The organism is Tumidithrix elongata BACA0141 (assembly GCF_036349135.1).
Classification (GTDB): Bacteria; Cyanobacteriota; Cyanobacteriia; order Pseudanabaenales; family Pseudanabaenaceae; genus Tumidithrix; species Tumidithrix elongata.
Window position 1 is genome coordinate 1 of sequence record NZ_JAZBJZ010000049.1, and the last position, 25,061, is coordinate 25,061.

The 25,061-nt window shown below is 45.9% G+C and carries 6 protein-coding genes; 2 read left to right on the forward strand and 4 right to left on the reverse strand.

The features are described 5' to 3' along the window. Positions 1 to 35: 35 nt before the first annotated feature. Genes V2H45_RS13255 through V2H45_RS13270 form a run of 4 tightly spaced genes read right to left on the reverse strand, consistent with a single transcriptional unit; the run spans position 36 to position 17,111 of the window. Positions 36 to 4,226, reverse strand: a complete 4,191-nt coding sequence (locus V2H45_RS13255) for a PAS domain S-box protein (protein WP_330484118.1) — start codon at positions 4,224 to 4,226, stop codon at positions 36 to 38. Positions 4,227 to 4,274: 48 nt separating this feature from the next. Next, entirely contained in the window at positions 4,275 to 11,396 is a 7,122-nt protein-coding gene (locus V2H45_RS13260; protein ID WP_330484119.1) for a PAS domain S-box protein, read from the reverse strand. Next, positions 11,393 to 17,014, reverse strand: a complete 5,622-nt coding sequence (locus V2H45_RS13265) for a trifunctional serine/threonine-protein kinase/ATP-binding protein/sensor histidine kinase (RefSeq protein WP_330484120.1) — start codon at positions 17,012 to 17,014, stop codon at positions 11,393 to 11,395. Before V2H45_RS13265 ends, V2H45_RS13260 begins: the two co-directional genes overlap by 4 nt. Then, a complete protein-coding gene (locus V2H45_RS13270) occupies positions 16,968 to 17,111 on the reverse strand; it encodes a hypothetical protein (protein WP_330484121.1) in 144 nt (47 codons plus the stop codon). The genes V2H45_RS13265 and V2H45_RS13270 overlap by 47 nt, the downstream gene beginning before the upstream one ends. Positions 17,112 to 17,881: 770 nt before the next feature. Between V2H45_RS13270 and V2H45_RS13275 the strand changes: the two genes are divergently transcribed. Both V2H45_RS13275 and V2H45_RS13280 read left to right on the forward strand, forming a co-directional pair. Then, complete coding sequence (locus V2H45_RS13275; RefSeq protein ID WP_330484122.1) at positions 17,882 to 22,435, forward strand: PAS domain S-box protein; 4,554 nt, start codon at positions 17,882 to 17,884, stop codon at positions 22,433 to 22,435. A 145-nt stretch (positions 22,436 to 22,580) separates the two neighbouring features. After that, positions 22,581 to 24,968: a response regulator gene (locus tag V2H45_RS13280; protein WP_330484123.1), complete on the forward strand. Its 2,388-nt coding sequence runs from the start codon at positions 22,581 to 22,583 to the stop codon at positions 24,966 to 24,968. Positions 24,969 to 25,061: the final 93 nt, after the last annotated feature.

Here is a 25,061-nt window from a genome sequence, read left to right on the forward strand (position 1 = left end):
GAAGTATTCTTTGCTTCATCAGACCCCGTTGCATTTCATCCTTGAATTGGCCCTAGTTTGTAAGCTACCTGTAAAATGTCGTAACAGTTCGGGGCTTGCAGAATGGATTGATAAAGGTGCAGATCGGAACCCAATTGCATCTGACTGAGTTGATTCGCGATACTACTAGCATCAGCAATACCTTGGGTGGCTAGTTCGCTTTGCAATTGTCGTCGCAGTTGTCGCTCTTCTCTGGTAGATAGAGGCTGGGTTTTCTGAAGGGCGGCATTTACTAAACTCAGGAACTCCTCCTGTTGTTGAGGAGTCAAGCTTTGCATGAGTTGAGGCAATTGCTGAAGGGAGATACTGCTTGCTGCAATGATATTGCCTGTAGCAGCGCGAATTACTCCCAGAGGTGTGTTGATCTCGTGGGCGACACTGGCAGTGAGTTGCCCTAAGGCTGCCATCTTTTCGGAATGAATCAGTCCTGCTTGCGTGGATTGAAGATTGGATAAAGCCTGCGAAAGTTCTAGAGTGCGTTCTTCTACTCTCTGCTCTAGGGTTTGGGCATACTCTTCGAGTTGTTTCGCTTGCTGTTGGAGTTGTGTTTCGGCAGCTTTGCGATCGCTGATGTCACGACAAACACAGATCAAATCGCCATTCTCTGAAATAACCAGTGACAGCTCTTCATCAAAGGTTGTGCCATCTTTGCGCTTTGCCATCGCTTCGCCACGCCAGTGTTTTTGCTCCATCAAGACTGGAAATACATCTCGTTCAAACTTGCGGATCTCTTCAAGCGTATACAGCTCGCGCCAAGTTTTGGTAAGCAACTCTGCGGGTGAGTCGTAGCCAAAGATTTGGGCATGAGCTTCATTTATGTAAATGTAGTTGTCGTTCTGGAGGATCGCAATGCCATCCAGGGATGCCTCAACGGCTGTTAGCTGTCGCTGTAACATAAGCTCGGCTTGTTTGCGATCGCTGATATCTCTCTGCAAACCAACCATGCGCAAAGGTTTGCCATCGGCATCTCGGGCAACTACTTTGCCGAAGTTCGCTATCCATTTCCATGTTCCATCTTTAGAAAGGGCGCGATGTTCAACCTGATAGGGAACAGAACTGTCTAGTAGGTGAGCGTTGAGCATCGCCATCAATTGGGGCAGATCGTCAGGATGGAGCATTTGACTCCAAGTATCGATATGACCTAGAAGTTCGTCGACCTCGTAACCCAACATTCCCAGCCAACGCGGACTCAGATAGGCTTCACCCGTTACAATATTCCAATCCCACAAGCCATCACCTGAGCCTTCAAGAGCTAGTTTCAATTGTTCTTGGCTTAAGCGAATGGATTCCTCCGCTCGTTTTCGCTCTGTAATGTCAAGCGCTACGCCAACGATCCGCCAGCCAGTGCCGTCCTCATTCTGTGCTACTTTCCCATTCACAGACACCCAACGAATCTCTCCATGGGGGTGGTTAATTCGATATTCGATTTTGTAGGGAGATTGGGTGGTAAAACTATGCGCAAGGGCGCTAAATACTCGAGCTTGGTCTTCGGCATAAACCAATTTTAGAAAAGCCTCGCGATCGCCGGGGAAAGTACCTGGGGCAAAACCAAAAATTGCTTCTGTCCGTTCTGACCAATAGCCTGTCTCCATATTGGACTCCCAAGTACCCATTTCAGAGGCTTCTAGGGCAATTTGCAAACGCAATCTCTCAGCTAGGAGGTTTTGTTCTACTTGTTTGCGATCGGTAATATCTTCAGAAATACAGATCAAATAATCAGGGCTGCCTTGTTCGTCGAACATCGGAACTTTGATAGTATGCAAAATTCTTGTGCCGAGTTCCGGGAAATCGATCGACTCTTCAGGTATATCCTCGATTGTCTCCAGTTCAAAGCATAAACGATCGCTCTCAAGAAAGACATCAGCTTCCTCTTTTGAGAAAAAGTCTTTAACTGACTTACCGATTGCTCGCTCTTTGCTACAACCAAACATAAGTTCGCAGGTATTATTCCATAGCATTATTTCGCCAAATCTTTCTTCTTTGCCGCTTTTGACGAATAGGGATAGTGGAATATTTTCAACAATCGCTTCGAGAAAGTTACGTGATTGTAATAATTCTTGGGTTCGTTCCCGAACGCGTCGATCGAGTTCCAGATTCAGATTTTGTAAATCTTCGAGAACTTGCAGGCGCTCCATTTCGGCGACTGCACGAGCCCCAAAAATCCGCAGTAAAAGTTCCGCTCGTTTTTGATTGAGTAATGGTTGGCGACCCAGCACGCAAAGCACCCCGATCTTTTCACCCGCAGCATTTTGCAATGCTACTCCAAAATAACTATCAACTTCCAATCCCACAAAATTCTCATTAAGTGGAAAAAACAGTTTCACCTCTGAGCAGGAGTAGACACCTTCTCGAAGCACTAACTCACAGGGAGTATGGGCGATTTTGTAGACTAAATTGGGCTGAAGCTGACCTTCGGCATACCAAGCAAGTGTCTCTAGATTTTCTCCCACTCGTCTGTCAAGATAAACATAAGATACATCCAGCGCGATCGCAATTTGTCTGACGAGTTCGGGAAAAAATTCTTTGCCAGTTATTGAGGCGGTTCCATGCAACAGGCTTTGTAGAGCTAGTTCCTCATGCTTGCGCTCAGTGATATCTCGTCCCTCCGCGATCAGTAATACGACCTTACCTGCCTCATCCATAACTGGACGCAAGGAAAAGTCGATCGCGATCGAATAATTCTCTACCCCACATGCTTCCACTTCACCGCGCACAAATTCTCCGCGACCAGCACTAACAACGGCATTTCTCACAAATTCAACGGCTTCAGGTGTGTGCCAAGCAGGAACTTCCCAAAAATCATAACTAAGAAATTCATCTCGACTCAACCCGGTAAACTGCAATGCTTGCTGATTGATCTCTAAAAGCTTACCAGTGGGAGACAATAAACCTACGAACTGAAACATCTGGTCGAAAATGCCTCGAAACCGTAGTTCGCTTTCCCGCAGGGCAATCTCGGCACTTTTACGGTCTGTGATATCTAATGCAGTGCCTTGTAGTTTTACGATTTGCCCTTGGCTATCTCGGATTGCTTCTCCACGACCTTCGTGATAGCGAATGGAGCCATCCTTAAAGATAGCTCGATAGTCAATGGTGTAGGGCGTACCGTTGACTGCAGCTTCTTCTATATGTCGGAGCAATGTAGGGCAATCGTCTGGATGAATTTTCTCGATATACTCAGCATAGGGTGGCACAGGTTGGGTAGGATCTAGCCCAAACATGTGATAAATCTCTTCTGACCAGGTGATTTCTTGAGTTTGCAGATTGAATTCCCAATTGCCAATATGAGCAAGTCTCTGAGCCATAGCCAGACTGGCTTCGCTTTCGCGTAAGGCTATTTCTGCTAATTTGCGATTGGTAATAACTTGGGTAAACATGATAATCCCACCAATCTTGTTGGCATCAGCGTACCAAGGATGAATCTCCCATTGTGTCCAAGTTATAGAACCATCGCTGCGAATGAAGTAATCCTCTTCACATCGTTCGATCGCTCCCCCTAAACAGCGTTGATGAATCTCTCGCCAGCGATCGGGAATTTCTGGGAAAACATCGTAGTGCGATCGCCCAATGATTTCTCGATCCCCTAGGTTGTAATCCTCTTTCCACTGACGAGAGGTAAGGAGATAGTGCATGTTGCGATCGAACATAGCTACAGCAACAGGAGTATGCTCGACAAACAGTTTTAGTTGTTGGATATTTTCCTGCACTTGGTTTTCTAAGCGGGCATTCAACGCTTCAAGCTCCAACTTGGCTTGTTCGATTTCCAAACGTTGCCGAGCGTTTTCCTGATTTTGCTGATAGCTGCGCAAAGCTTCGGTTATAGTTAGTTTTAAATCGGTTTCATTCCAAGGTTTTGCCATGAAACGATAGAGATTGCCTCGATTGACCGCATTGCCAACATCTTTGGCGCTGGCTTGCCCCGTCAGCATGATCTTCAGAGTTTCTGGATGGCGATCGTGAAGTTCGATCAAGAACCGATCGCCTTTCATACCCGGCATGATCTGATCCGCGATCGCGAGGGGTAGCTCTAGCCCATCGGCTAATAGATTTTCAACAACCTCCAAGGCTTCCTCCGCACTTTCGGCAATTTCAACCGTGAAGTCAGGGAAGTAACGCATTAATTGAGTTCTAAGGGTGAGGAGAACATTGCGTTCGTCATCAACACAGAGGATTGTTGGTTTGCTCATCAGTTGTTTCCAAAGTCGCGCTTAAAGTTGACAGATTTTTGATAGTTGTTACAGGTATTCGTAAGGTAGTACCACCCGAAAGGTAGTTTGTCCCATTTGGCTGCGTGCTTGAATCTCGCCTCCATGTTTTCGAACAATTTGCCGCACAATATCTAGTCCTAGTCCACTGCCTTCACCTCTCGGCTTTGTCGTAAAAAATGGCTCAAAAAGTCGAGGTAATATTTCATCGGGAATTCCTCCGCCAGAATCTGTAATTTCAACAACGACAAAGTCTGCTTGCTGTGCTATAGAAATTTTTAGCGTACCCACTTGCCCCATAGCGTAGATGGCGTTGTCAATTAAATTTACCCAGACTTGCGTGAGTTCATCTGGGTCGCACAAAATATCGGGAACTTCTTGATAATTGCGGATCACCTCAATTCCCTGTTTGAGGCGATTGTGGTAAAGCGTTAAGGCAACTTCAATGCCATCGCTAATTTTGGCAAGACTCTTCTCATTGTTTTGACTTTGATGGCTATAGGCTTTGAGAGCAAACACGATCTTAGCGGCGCGGTCTACTTCCTGTTGAATGCTGCGGGTACTCTGATGTTGTAATACTAGCTTGTAAGCTACCTGTAAAATGTCGTAACAGTTTGGGTCTTGCAGAATGGATTGATAAAGGTACAGATCGGAACCCAGTTGCATCTGACTGAGTTGATTCGCGATGCCAGCAGCATCGGCAATACCTTGGGTGGTTAGCACGCTTTGCAGTTGTCGCCGCAGTTGTCGCTCTTCTTTGGTAGATAGAGGCTGAGTTTTTTGAAGGGCGGCATCCACCAAACTTAGGAACTCTTCCTGTTGTTGACGAGTCAGGGTTTGCATGAGTTGGGGCAGTTGCTGAAGAGAGACACTGCTTGCTGCAACGATATTGCCCGTAGCTGCACGAATCACGCCTAGAGGCGTGTTGATCTCGTGGGCGACACTAGCAGTAAGCTGTCCCAAGGCTGCCATCTTTTCGGATTGAATCAGTTCTGCTTGCGTAGATTGAAGATTGGATAATGCCTGTGACAGTTCTTGGGTGCGTTCTTCCACTCTATGTTCTAGAGTCTGGGTATATTCTTCGAGCTGTTGTGCCTGTTGTTGGAGCAGTGCTTCCGCAGCTTTGCGATCGCTAATGTCTGTATGAGTCCCCAACATCCGTAAGGGTTGCCCAAGTTCATCCCATTCGACAATTTTGCCTAGCGAGAGAATCCATTTCCAGTCACCGTTTTTGGTGCGTTGCCGAAATTCCACTACATAATCTGCAATTTCTCTATTCACATATGCTTGATAAGTACCAGCAACTCGCTCTAGATCGTCTGGGTGCAGCCATTCGATCCACTTGGCATTTGTTTCATGAAATTCGGCTGAATCGTACCCCAGCATGGTGGCATATTCAGGGCTGACAATCGCTTCGCCAGTTTGCAGATTGAGATCGTATAGTCCTTGATTCGCAGCCATTAGTGCTAGACGGAGGCGTTCTTCGCTATCTCGCACATCCTCTTCAGCTTTTTTGCGATCGGTAATATTTTGATAAGTCCCCAGTATTCCGATCGCCTCACCATTAAGGTTATATAAAGGCAATTTGTTGGTTTCAATCCAGATCTTTGAGCCATCCGCACGCACTTGAGTCTCGATAATGCCAAGTTTAGCTTCGCCAGAGTCCATGACTTTACGATCGGTAGCACGATAGGTATCGGCTTCGGTTTCAGCCCAAGGCATATCGTAGTCGGTCTTGCCGATAATGTCTGCGGGGGAGTCTAAACCGCAAGCGATCGCAGATTTTAGGTTGCAACCTAAATAGACAGACTGTCGATCTTTCCAAAATACGACAAGGGGGAAAGTGTCAATTACAGTTTGGAGGAACAGTTGAGATTCGCGTAGGGCTACTTCTGCTTGTTTGCGATCGCTAATGTCTCGAATAATGATGGATAAATATTCCAAGGTTCCATCTGGGGACTTGTGCGACATCACCATTTGGGATATAGGAATTTCTCGCTTGTCAGGGGTTAGTAAAGCCGTCTCACCCACCCAGTAACCGTATTGCATCGCCTGCGGAATCCCCTCTTGTTGTAAAAGATCTAAAGTCCATTGAGGATGCAAGTCTACGATGCGATAGTCAGCTAGATTGGTCTCTGGAGTCAGGTTATACAGACGGCGAAACGCGCTGTTCATCCAAGTAGTTTGCCCATCAGGATTGGCAGTGCCAATGAAATCAGAAGAGGCTTCTAGGATCGCGAGTAGACGAGCCTGTTCCTTCTCCAAATGTTTGCGATCGCTAATATCTCGCGCAATGCCACGCAACCCAACCACACTACCTTGGTCATCAAAGATCGGGGCATTATTACAAGTAATCCATACCCATTCACTATTCTTATGTTTGACCCGAAACTCCAGCCCAGATTGTTTCTGTCCAGTTTCAAAGAGCTTTTGGTTCGAGGCTATTATGGCAGGGATATCATCTAGATGGGTTAATTCACCAAAAGACTGATTCAAAAATTCGCTAACATCGTAGCCCAGCATGTCTTTAAACTGGGGAGATAGATAGCTAAAGGTTCCCTCTAGTGTAACGGCATAAATGATGTCGTTGACATTTTCCACAAAGGCTCGAAACTTATTTTCACTCTGTTGCAGCGTTTGATAGAGTCGGGCATTTTCTATAGAAATCGCAGCTTGGGAGCAAATTAGATTTAAGACTTCAAGGCGATCGCTTGTAAACGCCCCCACGGTCAAACTATTTTCTAGATATAAAACCCCCAGCACTTGCCCTTGCTTGAGAATGGGCGTACAGAGAATACTTTTGGGCTGATGTTGAGTGATGTAGCGATCGCCTGCAAACTGAACATCTTCCCGCGCATCATTCACAACTAACGGCTCTAAACTACGCTTGACCTGATTGACCAAACTAATTGTTACATCTTCACTTGATTCTAGAGATATCGGTGAGGATAAGATTTGCGGTTTCTGTCCAGATTCTACTAAAGCCGCGATTTGTAATTCCTGTTCTACTCGCAGCAATAGGACGCATTTATCTGCACCCGCGTTAGCGATCGCGATATTGAGGAGCGTTTCTAAGAGCTTATCAAGTTCGATTTCACCAGAAATCAATTGAGAGGCTTTAAGGAGCGTGGCTAAATCTAGGGCAGCAAGATCGCTACTGGAGGTGATGCTAGAAAATCTCAGGAGAGGGTCAGAGGAAGGAATCTGTTGGAGAACGGAAGCGAGTAGTTGTGGATAACGATTGGCTAAATCGCGAACTTTGGCAGTTGCTCCCCAACGGATATAGCAATAATAGGCCTCGACCATATAAACTTGAGCGATTTTTTCTCTCCCAAGATTGAGGTAAAACTTCGCTGCCAGTTCGTTGGCAAGTGCCTCTTCTTGGGTGTAACTATTTGCCTTTGCCCCCGCGATCGCGCGATCGTAAAGTTCTCCTGCTTGGCTTAATTTCTCTAAGATACGCAGGCTTTCCGCTTCCACCAAAAACAGCTTGTGCTGATAATTCATGGGAGCCGATTTCGCCAGCTTTGTGAGATGTTTGCGATCGGTCTTGACTTTTGCTAGATATTCTTTTTGCCGAGCTTTGTTCAGATTCGGGTATAACGCCAACCTGACCAAAGCGTCATAAAAATAGAGAAGCGTTTTGATAAAGGTTCCTTCAAGGATGTCCAGATGTGGCTCGACGATCGCAATTTGTTCTAATGCCAGATCGTAGCGCTCGAACAAGAATGCCAGATGGAGTTTGCGGAAACTTGTATAAACCTGCATCTGCCGATCTTCCGATGCGAGCGCGGTTTCATCAAAAAACTGACCGACCAGTTGGCAAGCATCCTCAGTTTCTGTTGTGAGATTTTCTAGTCCTTGGCAGTTGAGCGCGTGCATATCGATCATCGAGCGTTGCTGGAGTTTATGCAAACTAGAACGGGAAGCGATCGCTTCCTGTTGTAAATCCATGAGATTTTGACCCGTCCAAAAGGCTTGAGTAAAATAAACGCAGAGACTATAGGCAGCATATTCGATATCCCCAACTTCCAAACTCACCTGATAGGCTTCCAATAGTAAAGGCAGTAGCTCGCGTAGGGATTCCTTGCGATAGGCAATAAACCGCTGCCAGAGAAATAGGGTGGGAGCCAAAGCTTCTTTTGAGTCAGTCTGGTGGCATAGGGCGATCGCGGCTTTACCAATGGCATACCCGCGATCGATACGCCCGAGCTTTTCGCAGAGTAAAAAAGCATAGATCGTATAGGCCATCGATGATTTGGGAATATTGCCATAACGCAGATAGAGCGAGATGCCAATGAATGTCATAAATGGCAGGATTTCTGGCATTGCACTTGCAGTTGCCGCACCGAGGACATTGAACAGGTTACAGGCTGCTAACTTGTAAGGGTCAGACATGGTAGGCAGTTTGAGCAAATCCTTAGGAGTTTTGCCAGCCATGCGATAGAGCGTAGCCAAGAACTCTAGAATGATTCGTCGCTTGGATAGATTTTTGGGAAAGCGCACGCCAAAGACGGGTAGAATCTTGCGTGCGTAGTCCACCGCAGCTTTTGCTTGTTTTTGCGCCACGAATGCCAGAATCTGAATTTCGTAGAATTTCGCCCGATCCAAGTGATTCCTAGCGTTTTGCAGGCCGATCGCCATCAGTGCTGCCATCCGATCGTAAGCATTGGCAAGATAGGCGACTTCGACGGTCAATTGGTGCAATCCCAAACTGAGCGCATACTGGTTTTGCCAAGATTTCGACGATAAAAGCTGTAACCCCGTATCGAGATAATTCATGGCAGCATCATAGGCAGTAGCGCTCTTGGCTTTTTCCCCAGCCCGCCAGTTGAGATGTGCCAATTCCTCGCGCTCCCTTGGCTCGCGAATCAGAGATACACCGCGATTTAGTTGATTTACAATATGGAAGAGATGTAGCTCGCGATCGCTAAGGGAAGTGCGCGCCAAGAGCAATCGACCGATATTCAGATGTACGGCTTCTGTTTGAGATGATGGGATGAGAGAATAGGCTGCCTGCTGCACGCGATCGTGAAGGAATCGGTAAGTACAGGAACCAGAATCCTCCATTCGGAGTCCAGAAGGATTTTCTCGCAGGACTTCCGACTCCATTTGGAAAAACTTATAGATTTGATTGAGGGGAACGATCGATCCCTCTGCCAGTGCAGCCCACAATGCTTTGGCGGTCTCTATTTCCGATCGCTCAGATACGATCGCTAAGGTTTGTAGGTCGAACTGTGCCCCGATACAGGCAGCGAGCTTAAGTATGGCTTGCGTAGGTTGAGGAAGCTTCTGTAACTGTTGCGCCATAAACGCCACGACATCATCGGTTAAGCTTTGGAGTTTGATCTGGCTGAGATCGCATTGCCATTCCCCTTGGCTATCTTTATCGATCGCGTTGAACTGAATCAATCCTTCTTGGTGCAGTGCTTTGAGAAATTGGGTGGTAAAAAAGGGATTGCCTTGGGTCTTTTGATATATCAACTCAGTTAACGGCTTGACGGAAGCGCGATCGCAGCTTAAGGTATCCGCTACCAATTGGTTGACATCGCTTTGACTTAGGGGCTGCAAGGCGATCGTATTTATGGTTATCCCTGTATTTCTCAACCTATAGATTGTCAAGATAAAGGGATGCACTGACGATACTTCGTTATCCCGATAAGCTCCTAAAATCAAGAGATGCCCTACATCCTCCATCAACAATTGCAAAAGGTTCAGAGAAGCTGAATCTACCCATTGCAAGTCATCTAGGAATATTACCAACGGATGTTCTGGGGCAGTGAAAACCTGAATAAACTTCTGAAACAGAGCATTAAATCGGTTCTGTGCCGCATTACTTGATAATTCGAGAGCAGCAGGTTGATGTCCAATAATTCTTTCTAGCTCTGGAATTACCTCAATCATGACTTGACCGTTCTCGCCCACCGCTTCGAGGATTTTGGCTTTCCACAGGGCTAGTTGGCGATCGCTTTCGCTTAGCAATTGCCCCATGAGGTCGCGAAAAGCCTGTACAAATCCCGAAAAGGGAATATTGCGGTTAAACTGGTCAAATTTGCCCTTGATGAAATAGCCCCGCTGCTTGACGATGGGCTTATGGACTTCATTCACCACCGCAGTTTTGCCAACCCCTGAAAAGCCTGCCACCAGCATCACTTCTGCCGCACCTGCACTAACGCGATCGAAAGCAGCTAGTAAAGTGGATACTTCTGTTTCTCGTCCATAGAGTTTTTCAGGAATTATGAAGCGATCGCTTCGATCCTGCGTTGCTAACTCAAAGGTTGTTATCTTCCCCGTTGATTGCCATCGATCTAGACAAATTTGCAAATCATGTTTCAGACCCAATGCATTCTGGTAGCGATCCTCGGCATTTTTTGCCATCAGTTTTGCGACAATCTGCCCAATCGCGAATGGAATCTCTGGTTTCAATTCGCATGTCAAGGGTGCAGGCTTTGCCAAATGGCAATGCACTAGTTCTAAGGGATCGTCTGAATGGAAAGGTAACTGTCCCGTTAACAGCTCAAAAAAGGTCACACCCAAAGCGTAAAAATCGGTGCGATAATCAATACCTCGATTCATTCGTCCCGTCTGTTCGGGAGCCATGTAGTCCAGTGTTCCCTCCATAAAAGTAGCGCTGACGATCGCTTGGGTTTCGTGGGGCAACAGTGTAGCCAATCCAAAATCGGTCAGCTTCACCTGTTTCGTCGTCGGCTCAATCAGGATATTACTCGGCTTAATATCTTTATGGATGACACGCTGGCGATAGAGGTCATCCAAAATCGCAGTCAGTTGAAGTGCGATCGCCAAAAAATCAGGCAGAGCCAAGGAATTGGAGGTAAGGTATTCTGAGAGTGCCATAGAGCGATCGTCGGGCATGACCAAAATAAACCCATTGCCATAGGGTTCCAAACTCAGTGGCTGCACAATGCCTGACAGATTCAGATTCTTGGCAATTGTGTAGTGATTCCGAAGCCGCAGGAGGTCTTGCATCGAGGGGCGATCGCTTCTCAATAGTTTCAACACCACAGGTAGACCACCTTCAAGCCGAATACCTTGGTAGACTAGGGTTTTGCTGCTAGCATGAAGTTCCCTAGTCAGACGGTAACCGTCAACCTGCGGAAAGCGATCGCGCGAACCCATGCTCTGTGAATTCATAGTTGTTCTCTCGTCTTGTCCTTGAAGTCCATCAATAAGGGAAAGCAAAGGCTAAAGGTCGTTCGTCCCAACTGACTCTTAACCTGAATCTCACCATCATGTTTCTGGACAATTTGTCGCACAATATCCAGTCCTAATCCGCTCCCTTCACCTCTTGGCTTGGAAGTCACAAAAGGCTCGAAGATTTTTGCTTGAATTTCTGTAGGAATGCCACAGCCAGAATCTGTAATTTCCACGATCGCCTGTTTTAGTCGCTGCGTCACGGCTACTTCTAGCGTACCCTTTTGCCCCATCGCATAGATAGCATTGTCAATTAAATTTACCCATACCTGCGTGAGTTCGTCAGGGTCGCAGAAAATTGGTGGGATTTCAACATAGCGGCGGATGACCTCAATGCCTTGTTTCAGTCGATTTTGGTAGAGTGTCAGAGCTACCTCAATGCCATCGGTAATTTTGACGAAACTCTTCTCCCCTGTTTCACTGCGATGGCTGTAGGTTTTGAGGGCAAACACGATCTTGGCGGCGCGATCGACCTCCTGTTGGATGCTCGTAGCATTTTGGCTCTGCTGCACCAGTTTGTACGCAAGTTGTAGGATATTCGAGCAATTTGGAGCTTTAAGGAGGGATTGATAGGCTTCAAGCCCTGAATCTATGCGTAGGAGGGCAAGTTGAGAAGCGATCGCTTGGGCATCAATAATCCCCAGATCGCTGAGTTCAGTTTGCAATCGCCGCCGCAGTTGTCGCTCCTCTCTAGTTGAGAACGTTTGCTGTTGCTGAAGTGAAGCATTCACCAAAGCGATAAAATCGGCCTGTTGATGAGATGTCAGCCCCTGCATCAGTGCAGGCAATTGTTGAAGCGAAATATTTAAAGCCGCAACAATATTGCCCGTAGCACTGCGAATTACCCCTAATGGTGTGTTGATCTCATGGGCGACGCTGGCGGTGAGTTGTCCTAAAGCTGCCATTTTCTCGGCTTGGATCAACTCTGTTTGCGCAGATTGGAGGTTAGATAGAACTTGGGAGAGTTCTTGGGTGCGTTCTTTTACTTTTTGTTCTAGCGTTTGATAGAGTTGAGCATTTTCGATGGAAATTGCAGCTTGGGTGGCGATTAGTTGCATCAGTTCTTGGCGATCGCGTGTAAAGGCTGCCGCTGTCACCTGATTTTCTAAATATACAATCCCGATTAATTTACCTTGGTTCAAAACGGGGAAGCAAAATACACTTTTAGAGGCATGGTTGAGCCAGTAAGGATCGGCATTGAAGGGATTGGAGATTGTTACATCGTCGATAACTACGACTGTCTGGGTTCTCTGCACGTAGTGGATCGCACTCAAGGGAATCAGCAGACTCCCCTCAAGGGGCATGGATTCCAGATGACAGGTTTCAGCATTACGACAATGAATGGCAATTCTCCAGTCCGTCTCAGATTTCAAGATTAATGCGCCCGTTTGTGCCCCCGTATTTTCCATGACGATATGCATCAATTTCGCCAGCAGCTTCTCTAGCTGGATTTCTTGGGAGAGTACTTGCGATGCCTTGAGGATGGTATTGAGATCTAGCCCCGTTGAAGTGCTGCTACTAGAGGAAGATTGACTGTCCCTAGTATCGCTAACTTCATACATGACTGCTTTCGCTTCAAGTGTCTGGGATCTTCTACTGTGGAATATCGGCGCTAGCAACTGAGGGTAGCGATTTTCTAAGTCAACCAATTTTGCTTTAGCTCCCCAGCGGCTGTAGCACTCATAGGTCGATTGCATATAGCCTACAGCAGCCTTGGGTTTATCCCAATTGAGATAGAATTTTGCAGCAAGTTCGTTCGCCAAGGCTTCTTCTTGGATGTATCCATGGGCTTTGGCTCCAGAGATGGCGCGATCGTAAAGTTCCATCGCTTCCATGTACTGCTGCTGCACTCGACACTTCTCAGCTTCCACTAACTCCCATTTATGCTGATAGTTCATGGGCGCATTCTCTGCCCATACCTGCATCTTTGCCTGATTGGCATCGATCGCCTCTAGGAATTCTGTACGTTGCTCGTCTACAATTACTGACCAATTTTGTAGCCGCACGAGAGAATCATGAAAATGGAAAATCTGGATATTGAGAAATCCGTCTGCACCATCTAAATACAACTGAGCTTGTTTAGCATTTTCTAACCCTTGGTCATAGTCTCCAAATAGATTGCATAGGATTAGTTTATGAGTGTAGAAGTAATGCAGACCCAGTCGGTCGTTGGCGGCTTGATGGGCTTCTATAAATTCTTCCTCGCTCAGCAATTCTCCTGTCAAACTACAGGGGCTATTGCTAGGGGAAATTAAATTTAAAACTGCCTGCCGAAAGATTTGATTCCAGCTTAGGGAAGCGGCTTGGTTTAATTTGGCAAGACTGTCATTGTAGTCCGCCATGATTTCATTGAGGTCTGTCAGTTCTCGACCTAGAAAATAGAGATATTGACATTTGGTCATGGTGGCATAGCCCAAAAATTCTAAATCTCCATCCTCTAGTCCACTTACAAGGGCACGATCGAAAAACGATAAGGTTTCCCTAATATGACATTTTCTGTGGATTATATATGCTCCCACCAATTGAAATATTTTGGTTTGGATCGCCTTCGCTTGCGATCGCTCGATTAGCTGGAGGGCAAGTTGACCAAATTGATAGGCAGTTTGACTATCTTGGAGCGTAAGACCGACTAAAATTCCATAGCCAACATATCCGTGAGCCGAAAAAGGTGAGTTCCCATATTCCATTGATATGCGAAGGTGGCATAGTACTATAATCGGTATGAGGGCTGGCAATGCGATCGAAGCACTACCACTCATATTCGCTAAGATCTGGCTGGCGGCTAACTTGTAGGGATCGCTCATGCTAGGGAGATTCAGCAATTCGTCTAGACTGCGTTGGCTCAAGGCTGCGCGAACATGGCTAAATTCCTGCTGAATCTCTTGAGGAGTAGGTGATTTGGACAAACTCACTCCGAGTTGCGCTAAGGTATCCAATGCCAAAGAGAGTGCTTCAAGATGTCGATTCTGTGCTGCATAGCTTTGAATCGTGATTTCGATAACCTCGATCCGATCTAGAATTGTGCGACCCTGCTGCATGACGATCGCTACCCAACTTGCCATCTGGTTAAGATCGCCCGTTAGGTAAGCGGCTTCAGCAGCGATCCCATAGAGTTGGAGCGTTAAATCATAGCGATCGCGCCAACTGGTAGGGGAGAGTAATTGGATTCCCGTGGTGGCATAGTCAAGTGCGGTTCCATAGGCTGTGGCAGTTTTGGCTTTATGTCCTGCGGCTAGGTTTAACGCGGCTAGGTTTTCTTGCTCTTGGGGTTCCTCTATTAGGGAAATGCCAAGATTCAAATGGTTAACCATTTCAAATACTCGTTCTTCCCTTGCCTCGGTTGAAGTGTCGCGCCACAATAGCCGCCCGATGGTTAGATGGGTTGCCTGTTTTTCACCTTCAGCAATTAGGGAGTAAGCCGCTTGTTGAACGCGATCGTGGAGGAAGCAGTAGCTGATCGCCTCCCCTTGCATCAAAGCTCCAGCAATTTCATCCTCATGCAATGTCTGGGCTAAGCGATAGCCTTCTCCCACAGGTGCGATCGCACCGATTTGAATCGCTTCCCATAGTTCCTGTGCCGTTTGAGTGAGAGACTGTTCGCTAACCGTGGCTAGCGTTTGCAAATCGAACGTATTGCCAATACAAGCAGCTAACTGCAATATCCGTTGGGTTGGTTCCGATAATTTGCAGATCTTGCCAATCATCAATTCAACGACATTATCGGTCATGCCCCTTTGTTGAATCTGTGCCAGATTCCAATTCCATCCGCCTATCTTCTGTTTTCTAGCGATCGCTAAGGTGGCATCGAACCAAATCAAGCCATCCTCATGCAATGATTTGAGTAATTGGTTCAGAAAGAATGGATTCCCTAGGGTTTTCTCTAAAAGTAGCTGGGAAAGAGCATTAACGGACTCGGCTGAAGTATGCAGCGTCTCGGCAAGCAAGTGGGTGACATCTTCCAAATCCAAGGGTTCTAGGTTAATTTCAGTAATCCTTGCCCCCGTTTGGCGAATTGCCTTGATCGCTTGCATAAAAGGATGGGTAGGAGATACTTCATTTTCTCGATAGGCTGCCATCATCAGCCAATGATGGTTTTCGGGATTCTGCATAAATCCTTGCAATGATTGACAGGAGGAGGTATCTGCCCATTGCCCATCATCCATAAACAGGACAATGGGATGATTGGGACTCTGTAAAGCCTGGGCGTAGCGATCGAAGGTATACATCAGACGGTTTGCCGATTCGATTGCGCCCAATTCCACAACAGGTGGTTGCCGTCCAATAATCAGTTCCAGTTCTGGCATGAGATCGACGATCAGTTGACCGTTGACTCCTAGGCGATCGAGAAAGCGATCGCGCCAATATTGCAGCCTGACTTCAGATTCGGCAAGTAATTGGCTCACCAAGCCGCGATGGGCTTTTACGACTGCGGCTAGGGGGATATTGCGTTGATATTGGTCGAATTTACCCGATGTAAAATAGCCTTTACGGTAGGTCAATTGCCTCAGAATTTCATTAACGAGAGCGGTTTTACCCACACCCGAATAGCCTTTCACCAAAACTAGTTCGCAACTCCCTTGACTGACCCGATCGAAGACCTCCAGTAATGTTTTGACCTGCTCTTCTCTACCATAGAGCTTTTGGGGAATGTTAAACTGGGCTAGATCGTCCACCTGTCCTAACGTAAACGCAGCGATCGCCCCAGTCTGGGTATACTGCTCTCGACAAATTTCCAAATCTGCTTTTAAGCCTACGGCACTCTGATAGCGGTCTTCAGCATTCTTTGCCAGTAGTTTCATGACGATATCCGAGAGTACCTTGGGAATGCGAGAGGATTCCAAAGGAATGGGGGATTTGGCTAAGTGACAATAGACGAGTTCCAAAGGGTCATCGCTTTGAAAGGGGAGCTGTCCGCTCAGGAGTTCGTAGAAGGTTACGCCCAATGAATAAAAATCTGTGCGATAGTCAATCCCTCTATTCATGCGTCCTGTTTGTTCGGGCGATAGATAGGCTAATGTTCCTTCTAAAATATTTGGGGTTTGAATCTCTTGGATTTCATGGGGTAATCGCGAAGCCAATCCAAAATCGGTGAGTTTGATCTGTCGGGTTGTCGGATCGATCAAGATATTGGAGGGCTTGATATCTTTGTGGATGACACGATGTTGATAAAGTTCTGCTAGGGCTTTTGCCAATTGTAGGGCGATCGCAAAAAAATCAACCAATGCTAGGGTGTTGGTTGCCAAGTAATCTCGCAGGGCAATGCAGCGATCGTCTGGCATCACCAGAGCTAAACCATGGTCAATACTTTCTAAGGCAATGGGTTGGACAATTCCAGATAGGTTTATGTTTTTCGCAATCGTATAGTGGTTGCGCAACCGTAATAGGTCGTGAACAGTGGGGCGATCGCCCCTTAACATTTTCACCACCACAGGTAACCGATCTACAAGCCGAATACCTCGATATACAAGAGTTCTATACCCCTCAAATAGGGACTCGGTGAGGCGATAACCGTCAACCTGCGGGAAGCGATCGCTGCCACTCAGAATTTGCTGACTCATGGCTTACTTCCCCATGTGTTCGTAGATAGTGACGATAGAACCATGTTACGATTGACTTTGAGCCATAGCGCGATCGCGGGGTTATGGTCAGATTCACGCTTTTCTCTATCAATTAGAGATTGAGTGCTCTGATCAATAGGTTTACAGGCTCGATCTGTTAATAGAGAAAGCGTCATCAGGAAACCCGTTTTAATTTGTGATTAAGGCTTCTGTAATATAAATTTGCAACATAAAAAATAAGATTAGGTATTATGAATAATTTATGGATTTCTTGGAAATTAGTCAAATAACTCCAAACAAAGTGCCAAATTTATGATTTCTGCTTAAAACTATCAGTTCTACAATTATGGTTATCCATTATCAAAAATTCTAACTATTGCTATAGAAATATTGACCCTCGTCACTTAGAGAAAACAATGAGTAAATTACAAAGAAATAGAAAATTTACTTAAGCGGAAAAATCGAACAAATCGCGCTCTAGACGATTTCCAACCAATCCCTCAAATGCTTTGTAATACTTGTTTATATATTTATTGTTTGGGTAAAATTATTTATCATGTCGGATAATTTAATTACTACTTATTACAATATTTATATAAATTTTATAGCTTCCTATCTTCACATGAGATAAAGCCATTGACTTCACCCGATCGGGTGAAGTCGGGCTTTCCTTGAAATGGATATGATAAATTTTTGATTACTTTTGTGCCGCAAAAAGCTGCTTTTTTAAGAAAGCAGCATAAAATAATTTAAATCTTAATCTATTTATGAAGAAACTTAATTTGGAGAAATCTTTAAATTGAGGCGATCGCCAAATCGTTGAACTTGAGCCATAGCCTTTATTCCTTTACTGAACTACCAAGATCCATGCATGACATTGAGAATGAGCGTGAGACTATCTTAATTGTGGACGATAACCCCAATAATCTCATGGTATTGTCTCAAATGCTTACAGATTTAGGGTACGAAGTCTCTGTTGCGACGGATGGGGAAATAGCGATCGAGCAGGCTCAATATGCTCATATCGATCTGATCTTGCTAGATGTTTTAATGCCGGGGATAGATGGGTTTGAGACCTGCCGCCGCATCAAGGAAATTCCTAAAATCAAGGAAATTCCCATTATTTTTATGACTGCCTTGAATGACATGGTAGATAAGGTCAAAGGCTTTGCTTTAGGAGCCGTTGACTTTATCTCTAAACCCTTTCAGGCACAAGAGCTATTAGCAAGGGTAAAAGTACACCTAGAGCTACGTAACCTCACCAAACGGCTCGAATCTAAAAACATTCAATTAGAGCAAGTCAATCAAGAACTGCAAAATGAACTGAGCGATCGCAGGAAGACAGAAAAGGCACTCCGCCAAAGTGAGGCAAAAAACCAAGCTTTACTAAGCGCCCTACCCGATCTAGTCATGCGGGTGAGCGAACATGGCACTTACTTGGACTTTATCTCTACCGAAACCTTTAAGGTAATAGGCAAGAGTGGTGATTTTATTGGTACGCGGGTCGATCAAAGCTTACCGCCCGACTTGGCCCAAAGACGAATGCAAGCGATCGCCAAGGCAATCGAAACTGGGACGCTCCAGATTTACGAGCAAGAAGTTATTGTAGACGATCGCGCTCAAACCGAGGAAGTCAGAATTACACTCTGCGGCGATCGCGAGGTTCTAATCGTCGTTCGCGATATCACAGCTCGCAAGCAAGCGGAACAAGCCTTGCGCGAAAGCGAAGAACGCCTCGCCCTAGCACTGTATGGGGCAAAGGCTGGTACTTGGGAATGGGATCTACAAACAAATCAAAATTTTTGGTCAGATCGCAACTTTATCTTATTGGGATACGAGCCTAATAGTTGCGAACCTAGCTATGATACTTGGATGAGGGCAGTTCACCCTGACGATCTCGACAGAATTGTAGCATCTGCGGCAAAAGTCTATCAAGGGCAGACAGAGTTAATAATGGAATATCGCGTTCTCTTACCCAATGGTAAGGTTCGCTGGTTGAGTAGTTCGGGCAGGATCGATACAAAACACAATCGTCATAGAATGGCTGGCATTCAGATCGATATTAGCGATCGCAAACAGGCAGAAATCGCACTTTTAGAAAGCGAACAGCGTTTTCGGTCTGTGTTTGAACAAGCTGCTGTGGGCATTGTACGCTCCTCTCTCTCTGGACAATTCTTTCAAGCAAACCAACGCTTTTGCGAACTCGTTGGATATACCGAAGCTGAACTTTTAGAAAAAACCTTCAAAGAGATTACCTATATAGATGACCTTAAACGAGAATTAGTAGATTACCAGCAACTTCTGGACGGAGATGTTTCCACGCTCTCACTCGAAAAGCGCTATGTCTGCAAGGATGGGCAGTTAAGGTGGATTAATCTGACTGGATCGCTGATTCGCGACGCCTCTGGATTACCACAATATTTCGTGGTGATCGTCGAAGATATCCAAGCCCGCAAACAGGCAGAAATAGCCCTCGAACAAGAGTTGAAACGCAGTAAACTGCTCCTTGACGCTTCCTTTGACGGGATTGTCGTGATCGACGAAAATGGCAATGTGATTGAATCTAACCCAAGTTTCGCTAAGATACTCGGCTACAACCCAGAGGAAGTCACAAAGCTCAATGTGATTGATTGGGATGCTAAATGGACACCAGAGGAGATAAAGAGAGGAACGCAGGAATTTAAACTCAAAAAGAAGAGCGTCAAGTTTGAAACCCGCCATCGTCGTAAGGACGGTTCGATCTGTGATGTCGAAGTCAGTGCCAACAGCATCGATTTGCTTGACGAAACCCTACAGATCTCTATTTGCCGAGATATCACCGATCGCAAAAGCAACGAGCAAGCTCTCAAGAAAAGTGAGGAACTTGCTAAAATTCGCGAACAGCAGGTGCTCTCACTCCTCAATAACATTCCCCATATTGCTTGGCTCAAAGATGCTGAGGGGCGCTTTCTGGCAGTTAACGAGCCATTTGCCCAAACCTCTGGCAATACTCCTTCTCAACTGGTTGGGCTGACCGATCTGGATATTTGGCCTCGCGAGTTAGCTAAAGCTTATCGCCGTGACGATCGCGAGGTTATGAAATCTGGCAAACAAAAGCGCGTAGAAGAACGTCTCATCACTACAGATGGAAGAGAACTATGGATTGAGACGATTAAAACTCCGATCGTCAATGATTCTAACGAGGCAATTGGTACTGCTGGTATCTCTATGAACATTACCGAGCGCAAGCGCGTAGAAATTGCTCTGCGCGAGAGCGAACGTCGCTATGCCACGCTTACCGAGGCTGCCCCCGTCGGCATTTTTCGGTTTGATGCTTCGGGGGAATGCGTTTATGTTAACGATCGCTGGTGCGAAATGGCAGGCAGATCCGCAGAGGCAGGGATGAAAATGGGGTGGGTAGATGCGGTGCACCCTGAAGATCGCGGTCGGCTGATGATGGAATGGAGTCAAGCCATGCAGCAGGGAGGCTTTTACAAGGGGGAAGCGAGGTATCTTCGACCCGATGGCACTCAAATCTGGTTCTACGCTCAGGTGATACCCGAAACTGACTCTAATGGCGAGCTTCTTGGCTATGTGGGAACGGTGACCGATATTAGCGATCGCAAGCAAGCTGAAGCAGAATTGCAGGCAAGTAACCACTTTATCGAGCAGGTTGCCAATAGTTCGCCGCAGCTTCTATATATCTACGATCCGATTGTCAATCAAAATCTCTATACCAATCGACAAGCCATCAATATTCTCGGTTACGAGCCTGAAGAATTTTCCCAGCATGGTTCGAGCCTTTTTGCAGACATCCTACATCCTGACGATTTGCCTTTGCTAATTAGCAATACCAGCTTTTGGGAACGGGCGAAGGATGGTGAAATCTTGAGCAATGAGTTTCGCATGCGTCATAAAAAAGGTTCTTGGCGCTGGCTGCGATCGCAGGAAGTTGTGTTTGCGAGGGATGAAAATCATCGAGTGACTAAAATTCTCGGGACTGCCCAAGATATTACCGATCGCAAACTTACTGAAACAGCGTTGCGGGAAAGCGAGCAACGTTATGCCACCTTGACCGAGTTTTCCCCTGTGGGCGTCTTTCGTACGGATACTTCAGGGAACTGCCTCTATGTCAATTCACGTTGGTGCGAGATGTCGGGGCTCTCTCCAGAGGAAGTAGCAGGCCCTAATTGGATCGAGGCGCTACATCCAGAAGAGCGCGATCGCATCGCCAGGGAGTGGTATGAAGCAGCACAGGCAGGAGTTCCCTTTTTAACCGAATGCCGCTTTCAGAAACCTGACAAAACCATTACTTGGCTGGTCGCTCAAGCGATCGCCGAGATGGGTGTAGATGGCAGTATCACGGGCTATGTGGGCACGATTACAGATATTACAGAGCGCAAACAGTCAGAAGAAGCCATTCAGCAAAAAAACCGAGAGCTAGAATTAACCCTTAAGCAACTCCAAAACGCCCAGACTGAGCTGATTCAATCAGAAAAGATGGCAATTTTAGGACAATTGGTGGCAGGGGTCGCCCATGAAATAAATACACCCTTAGGGGTGATTCAGTCCTCGATCAAAAACGTTACGATGGCGCTAGACAGTTCATTACACAACTTACCTCAAGTGATGCAACAGCTATCTGACGAGCGTTGGGCTGACTTTTTATCACTGCTCACAACTGTAAAAGCGACTCATCATTCTCTCTCTTTTCGCGAAGAGCGTCAACTTAGACGCCAACTGACTGTTGAGCTAACGAATCACGCGATCGCCAATGCTGAAACCCTAGGCGATTATCTCAGCCGTATGAGTGTTTCTCAAGATTTGACGCCCTTATTGCCATTGCTTCAAGAACACAATAATTCCTTTATCATCGAAACTGCCTATAACCTCTCTACAATCCAATCCAATACAAAAAACATTACTTTTGCGGCCGAGCAAGCTGCCAAAATTGTGTTTGCCCTCAAGAGTTATTCTCGCTATAACAACTCAGGCACGATGACGCTGACATCGATTACGGAGGGTATAGATATTGTTTTGACGATTTACCAACACTTGATTAAACAGGGCATTGAGGTCGTCAAGAGATACGGCGAAGTTCCTCCTATTCTTTGTTATCCCGAAGAACTCAATCAAGTTTGGACAAATCTCATTCATAATGCGATCCAAGCGATGAAGTATAGAGGTGAATTAGAGATTCAAGTGGAAAAGCAAGATCGTCACGTTGTGGTTGAGATTATTGACTCAGGCTGTGGTATTCCACCAGATATTCAAGGGAAGATATTTGAGCCATTTTTTACAACAAAACCGATTGGAGAAGGTAGTGGATTAGGGTTAGATATCGTTCGCAAAATCATCCATAAACATAGTGGGACGATTGAGGTGGAAAGCCGAGTGGGCAGGACTAAATTTACCGTTCGCATTCCAATACTTAAGAAATGATTTTTAGATAAATTATGGGTTAAACAAAAGTTTGATTGACATGAGCATTACGTAAGGAGCAAGAAGTATATGAACCAAGTTATTCGCTAAATTGATAAATACGGGTGGATGTAGTAATTTAACATAAGGGTGGGACTCACGAATCATGAAAACAACAATGCAACCAACAATTCTCTGTGTAGATGACGATCGCGCCGTTTTATTGAGTCTGAGAGATCAATTGACTCGAAACTTTCACAATGACTATAATATCGAACTCGCACAGGATGGCTTGGAAGCCTTAGAATTGCTTGACGAACTTCGTGCTGAGGGTGTTGATGTTCCGCTCGTGATTTCCGATCACATCATGCCTGGGATCAAGGGAGATGAGTTTTTAATCAGGGTACATTCTCGCTTTCCTAAAACCCTTAATGTCCTATTGACTGGACAAGCGAATGCTGATGCTGTAGGCAATGCCGTTAACTTTGCTAGCCTCTATCGCTATATTGCTAAACCTTGGAACGATACCGATCTCTGCCTCACTGTAACAGAAGCCCTCCGCCGATATCAGCAAGATAACGAACTAGAACTGTCCCAAGCCACACTACGCCAAAGCGAAGAACGGTTCCGACAATTGGCAGAAACTATTGATGAGGTCTTTTGGGTTACCAATCCCCAAAGGAGTAAAGTAATTTATCTCAGTCCTAGCTTTGAACAGGTTTGGGGTATGTCCTGTGAGCATACCTATGCCCATCCTCAGCAATGGTTAGAAACCATTCATCCTGACGATCGCGATCGCATGCAAAATGTATTCTCCAACCAAGTTCAAAACAAGTATGTTGAGGAATATCGTATTGTCCGCCCTGATGGGGAGATCTACTGGATTCGCGATCGCGGCTTCCCCGTTCAAGATGAGGCAGGTCATACCTATCGTATTGTAGGTATTGCTGAGAATATTAGCCAACGCAAGCAATTAGAACAAGAGCAAGCCCGCCTGATTGCGATTCTGGAAGCATCTCCAGATTTCATTGCGATCACAAATATTGAAGGGCGCATACTTTGGGTAAACTTTCAGTTGAGACAGTTACGCGGTCTACCTCCCGAAAGCGACCTATCTCAGTTGGTACTTTCTGATTTTAATTCTGATGCTTCTAAAGCGATCGTGCTCGGTCAAGGCGTACCCACTGCCATTAAAAAAGGAATTTGGGTGGGGGAAACAACGATTTCCACCTTGGAAGGTACTGAAATACCTGTATCTCAGCTAATCATTGCTCATAAATCAGAGGATGGGTATGTCCAACATCTCTCTACGATCATGCGAGACATCAGCACGCTCAAACAAATCAATGCAGAGTTGGAAATTCGAGTTGAAGAACGCACGGCGCAATTAACCACAGCGAAAGAGGCTGCCGAATCAGCAAACCGTGCTAAAACCACGTTTCTTTCTAATATGAGTCACGAACTGCGTACTCCTCTCAATATAATTTTGGGATTTAGTCAACTTTTGGCAGCCGATGATTCTCTCGATCGAGAGCAGAGAGAGGAAGTGGAGCATATTAATACGAGTGGCAATCATCTCTTAAGTTTAATCAATGACATTTTGGAAATGGCTCGCATTGAATCGGGTCAAGTTACCTTCAAGGCTGACAGTTTTGATTTATATGAACTTCTAGATAAGCTAGAAGGCATGTTTCATCGTCAAGCACAGTTTAAAGGTCTTCAGCTAAAACTGCTCAAGTCCTCTGACGATCTGCCCCGATATGTGGAGACAGATAAAGGGAAGTTAACCCAAGTTCTGATCAATTTGATTGGAAATGCGATCAAATTTACCGATACCGGAAGCGTGACCCTGAGGGTGACCAGCGATCGCGATCGAATATTTTTTGAAGTAGAAGATACAGGTTCTGGGATTGAAGCTGATGAAATTGAAACTTTATTTCAACCTTTTATCCAGTCTAAGCGAAAAGATCCTCGTCAAGAGGGAACAGGCTTAGGCTTGCCCATTAGCCGTCAATTTGTGGAATTAATGGGCGGTTTACTTACGGCTGAAAGCCAACTAGGAAGTGGCTCTATTTTTAGGTTTTTTGTGCCATTTAAGCAATCTCAAAACCCAAATCCGCACCCCACTCGCAAAGCGATCGCATTAGCTCCCTATCAAACCAAATACCGCATTTTAGTGGTGGACGACCTCTGGGCAAACCGCCAACCTTTGGTTAAATTTTTACAACTTTTAGGCTTTGAAGTCAAAGAAGCAGGAAATGGGCGGGAAGCGATCGCGCTCTGGAATAGCTGGCAACCCCACTTAATTTGGATGGATATGCGCATGCCTGAGATGGATGGCTATATGGCGACTTCGCAAATTCGGGCAAGGGAACGTCAGGAGCAACAATCTCCGATTAAGATTTTGGCACTTACCGCGAGTGCCTTTGAAGAAGATCGCACGAGAGTTCTGGCTGTGGGTTGTGATGATTTTATTCGCAAGCCCTACGAAGAGGAAGTCATTTTACAGAAACTCACAGAACATTTGGGCGTGAAATATGTCTATGAAAACTAACCCCCATCTGCTCGATTTGGGTAGTCAACGTGAATTCGGGATAAGGAATATGAGACAAATATAGGGCGTGCTCGCCCAGATTTATTGGATGAA

What these genes read in the sequence shown, in the direction of transcription:
- V2H45_RS13255 (WP_330484118.1), bottom strand. Translation starts at nt 4,226, where the DNA reads ATGAGCAAACCAACAATCCTCTGTGTTGATGACGAACGCAATGTTCTC.
- V2H45_RS13280 (WP_330484123.1), top strand. Translation starts at nt 22,581, where the DNA reads ATGAAAACAACAATGCAACCAACAATTCTCTGTGTAGATGACGATCGC.
- V2H45_RS13260 (WP_330484119.1), bottom strand. Translation starts at nt 11,396, where the DNA reads ATGAATTCACAGAGCATGGGTTCGCGCGATCGCTTTCCGCAGGTTGAC.
- V2H45_RS13265 (WP_330484120.1), bottom strand. Translation starts at nt 17,014, where the DNA reads ATGAGTCAGCAAATTCTGAGTGGCAGCGATCGCTTCCCGCAGGTTGAC.
- V2H45_RS13275 (WP_330484122.1), top strand. Translation starts at nt 17,882, where the DNA reads ATGCATGACATTGAGAATGAGCGTGAGACTATCTTAATTGTGGACGAT.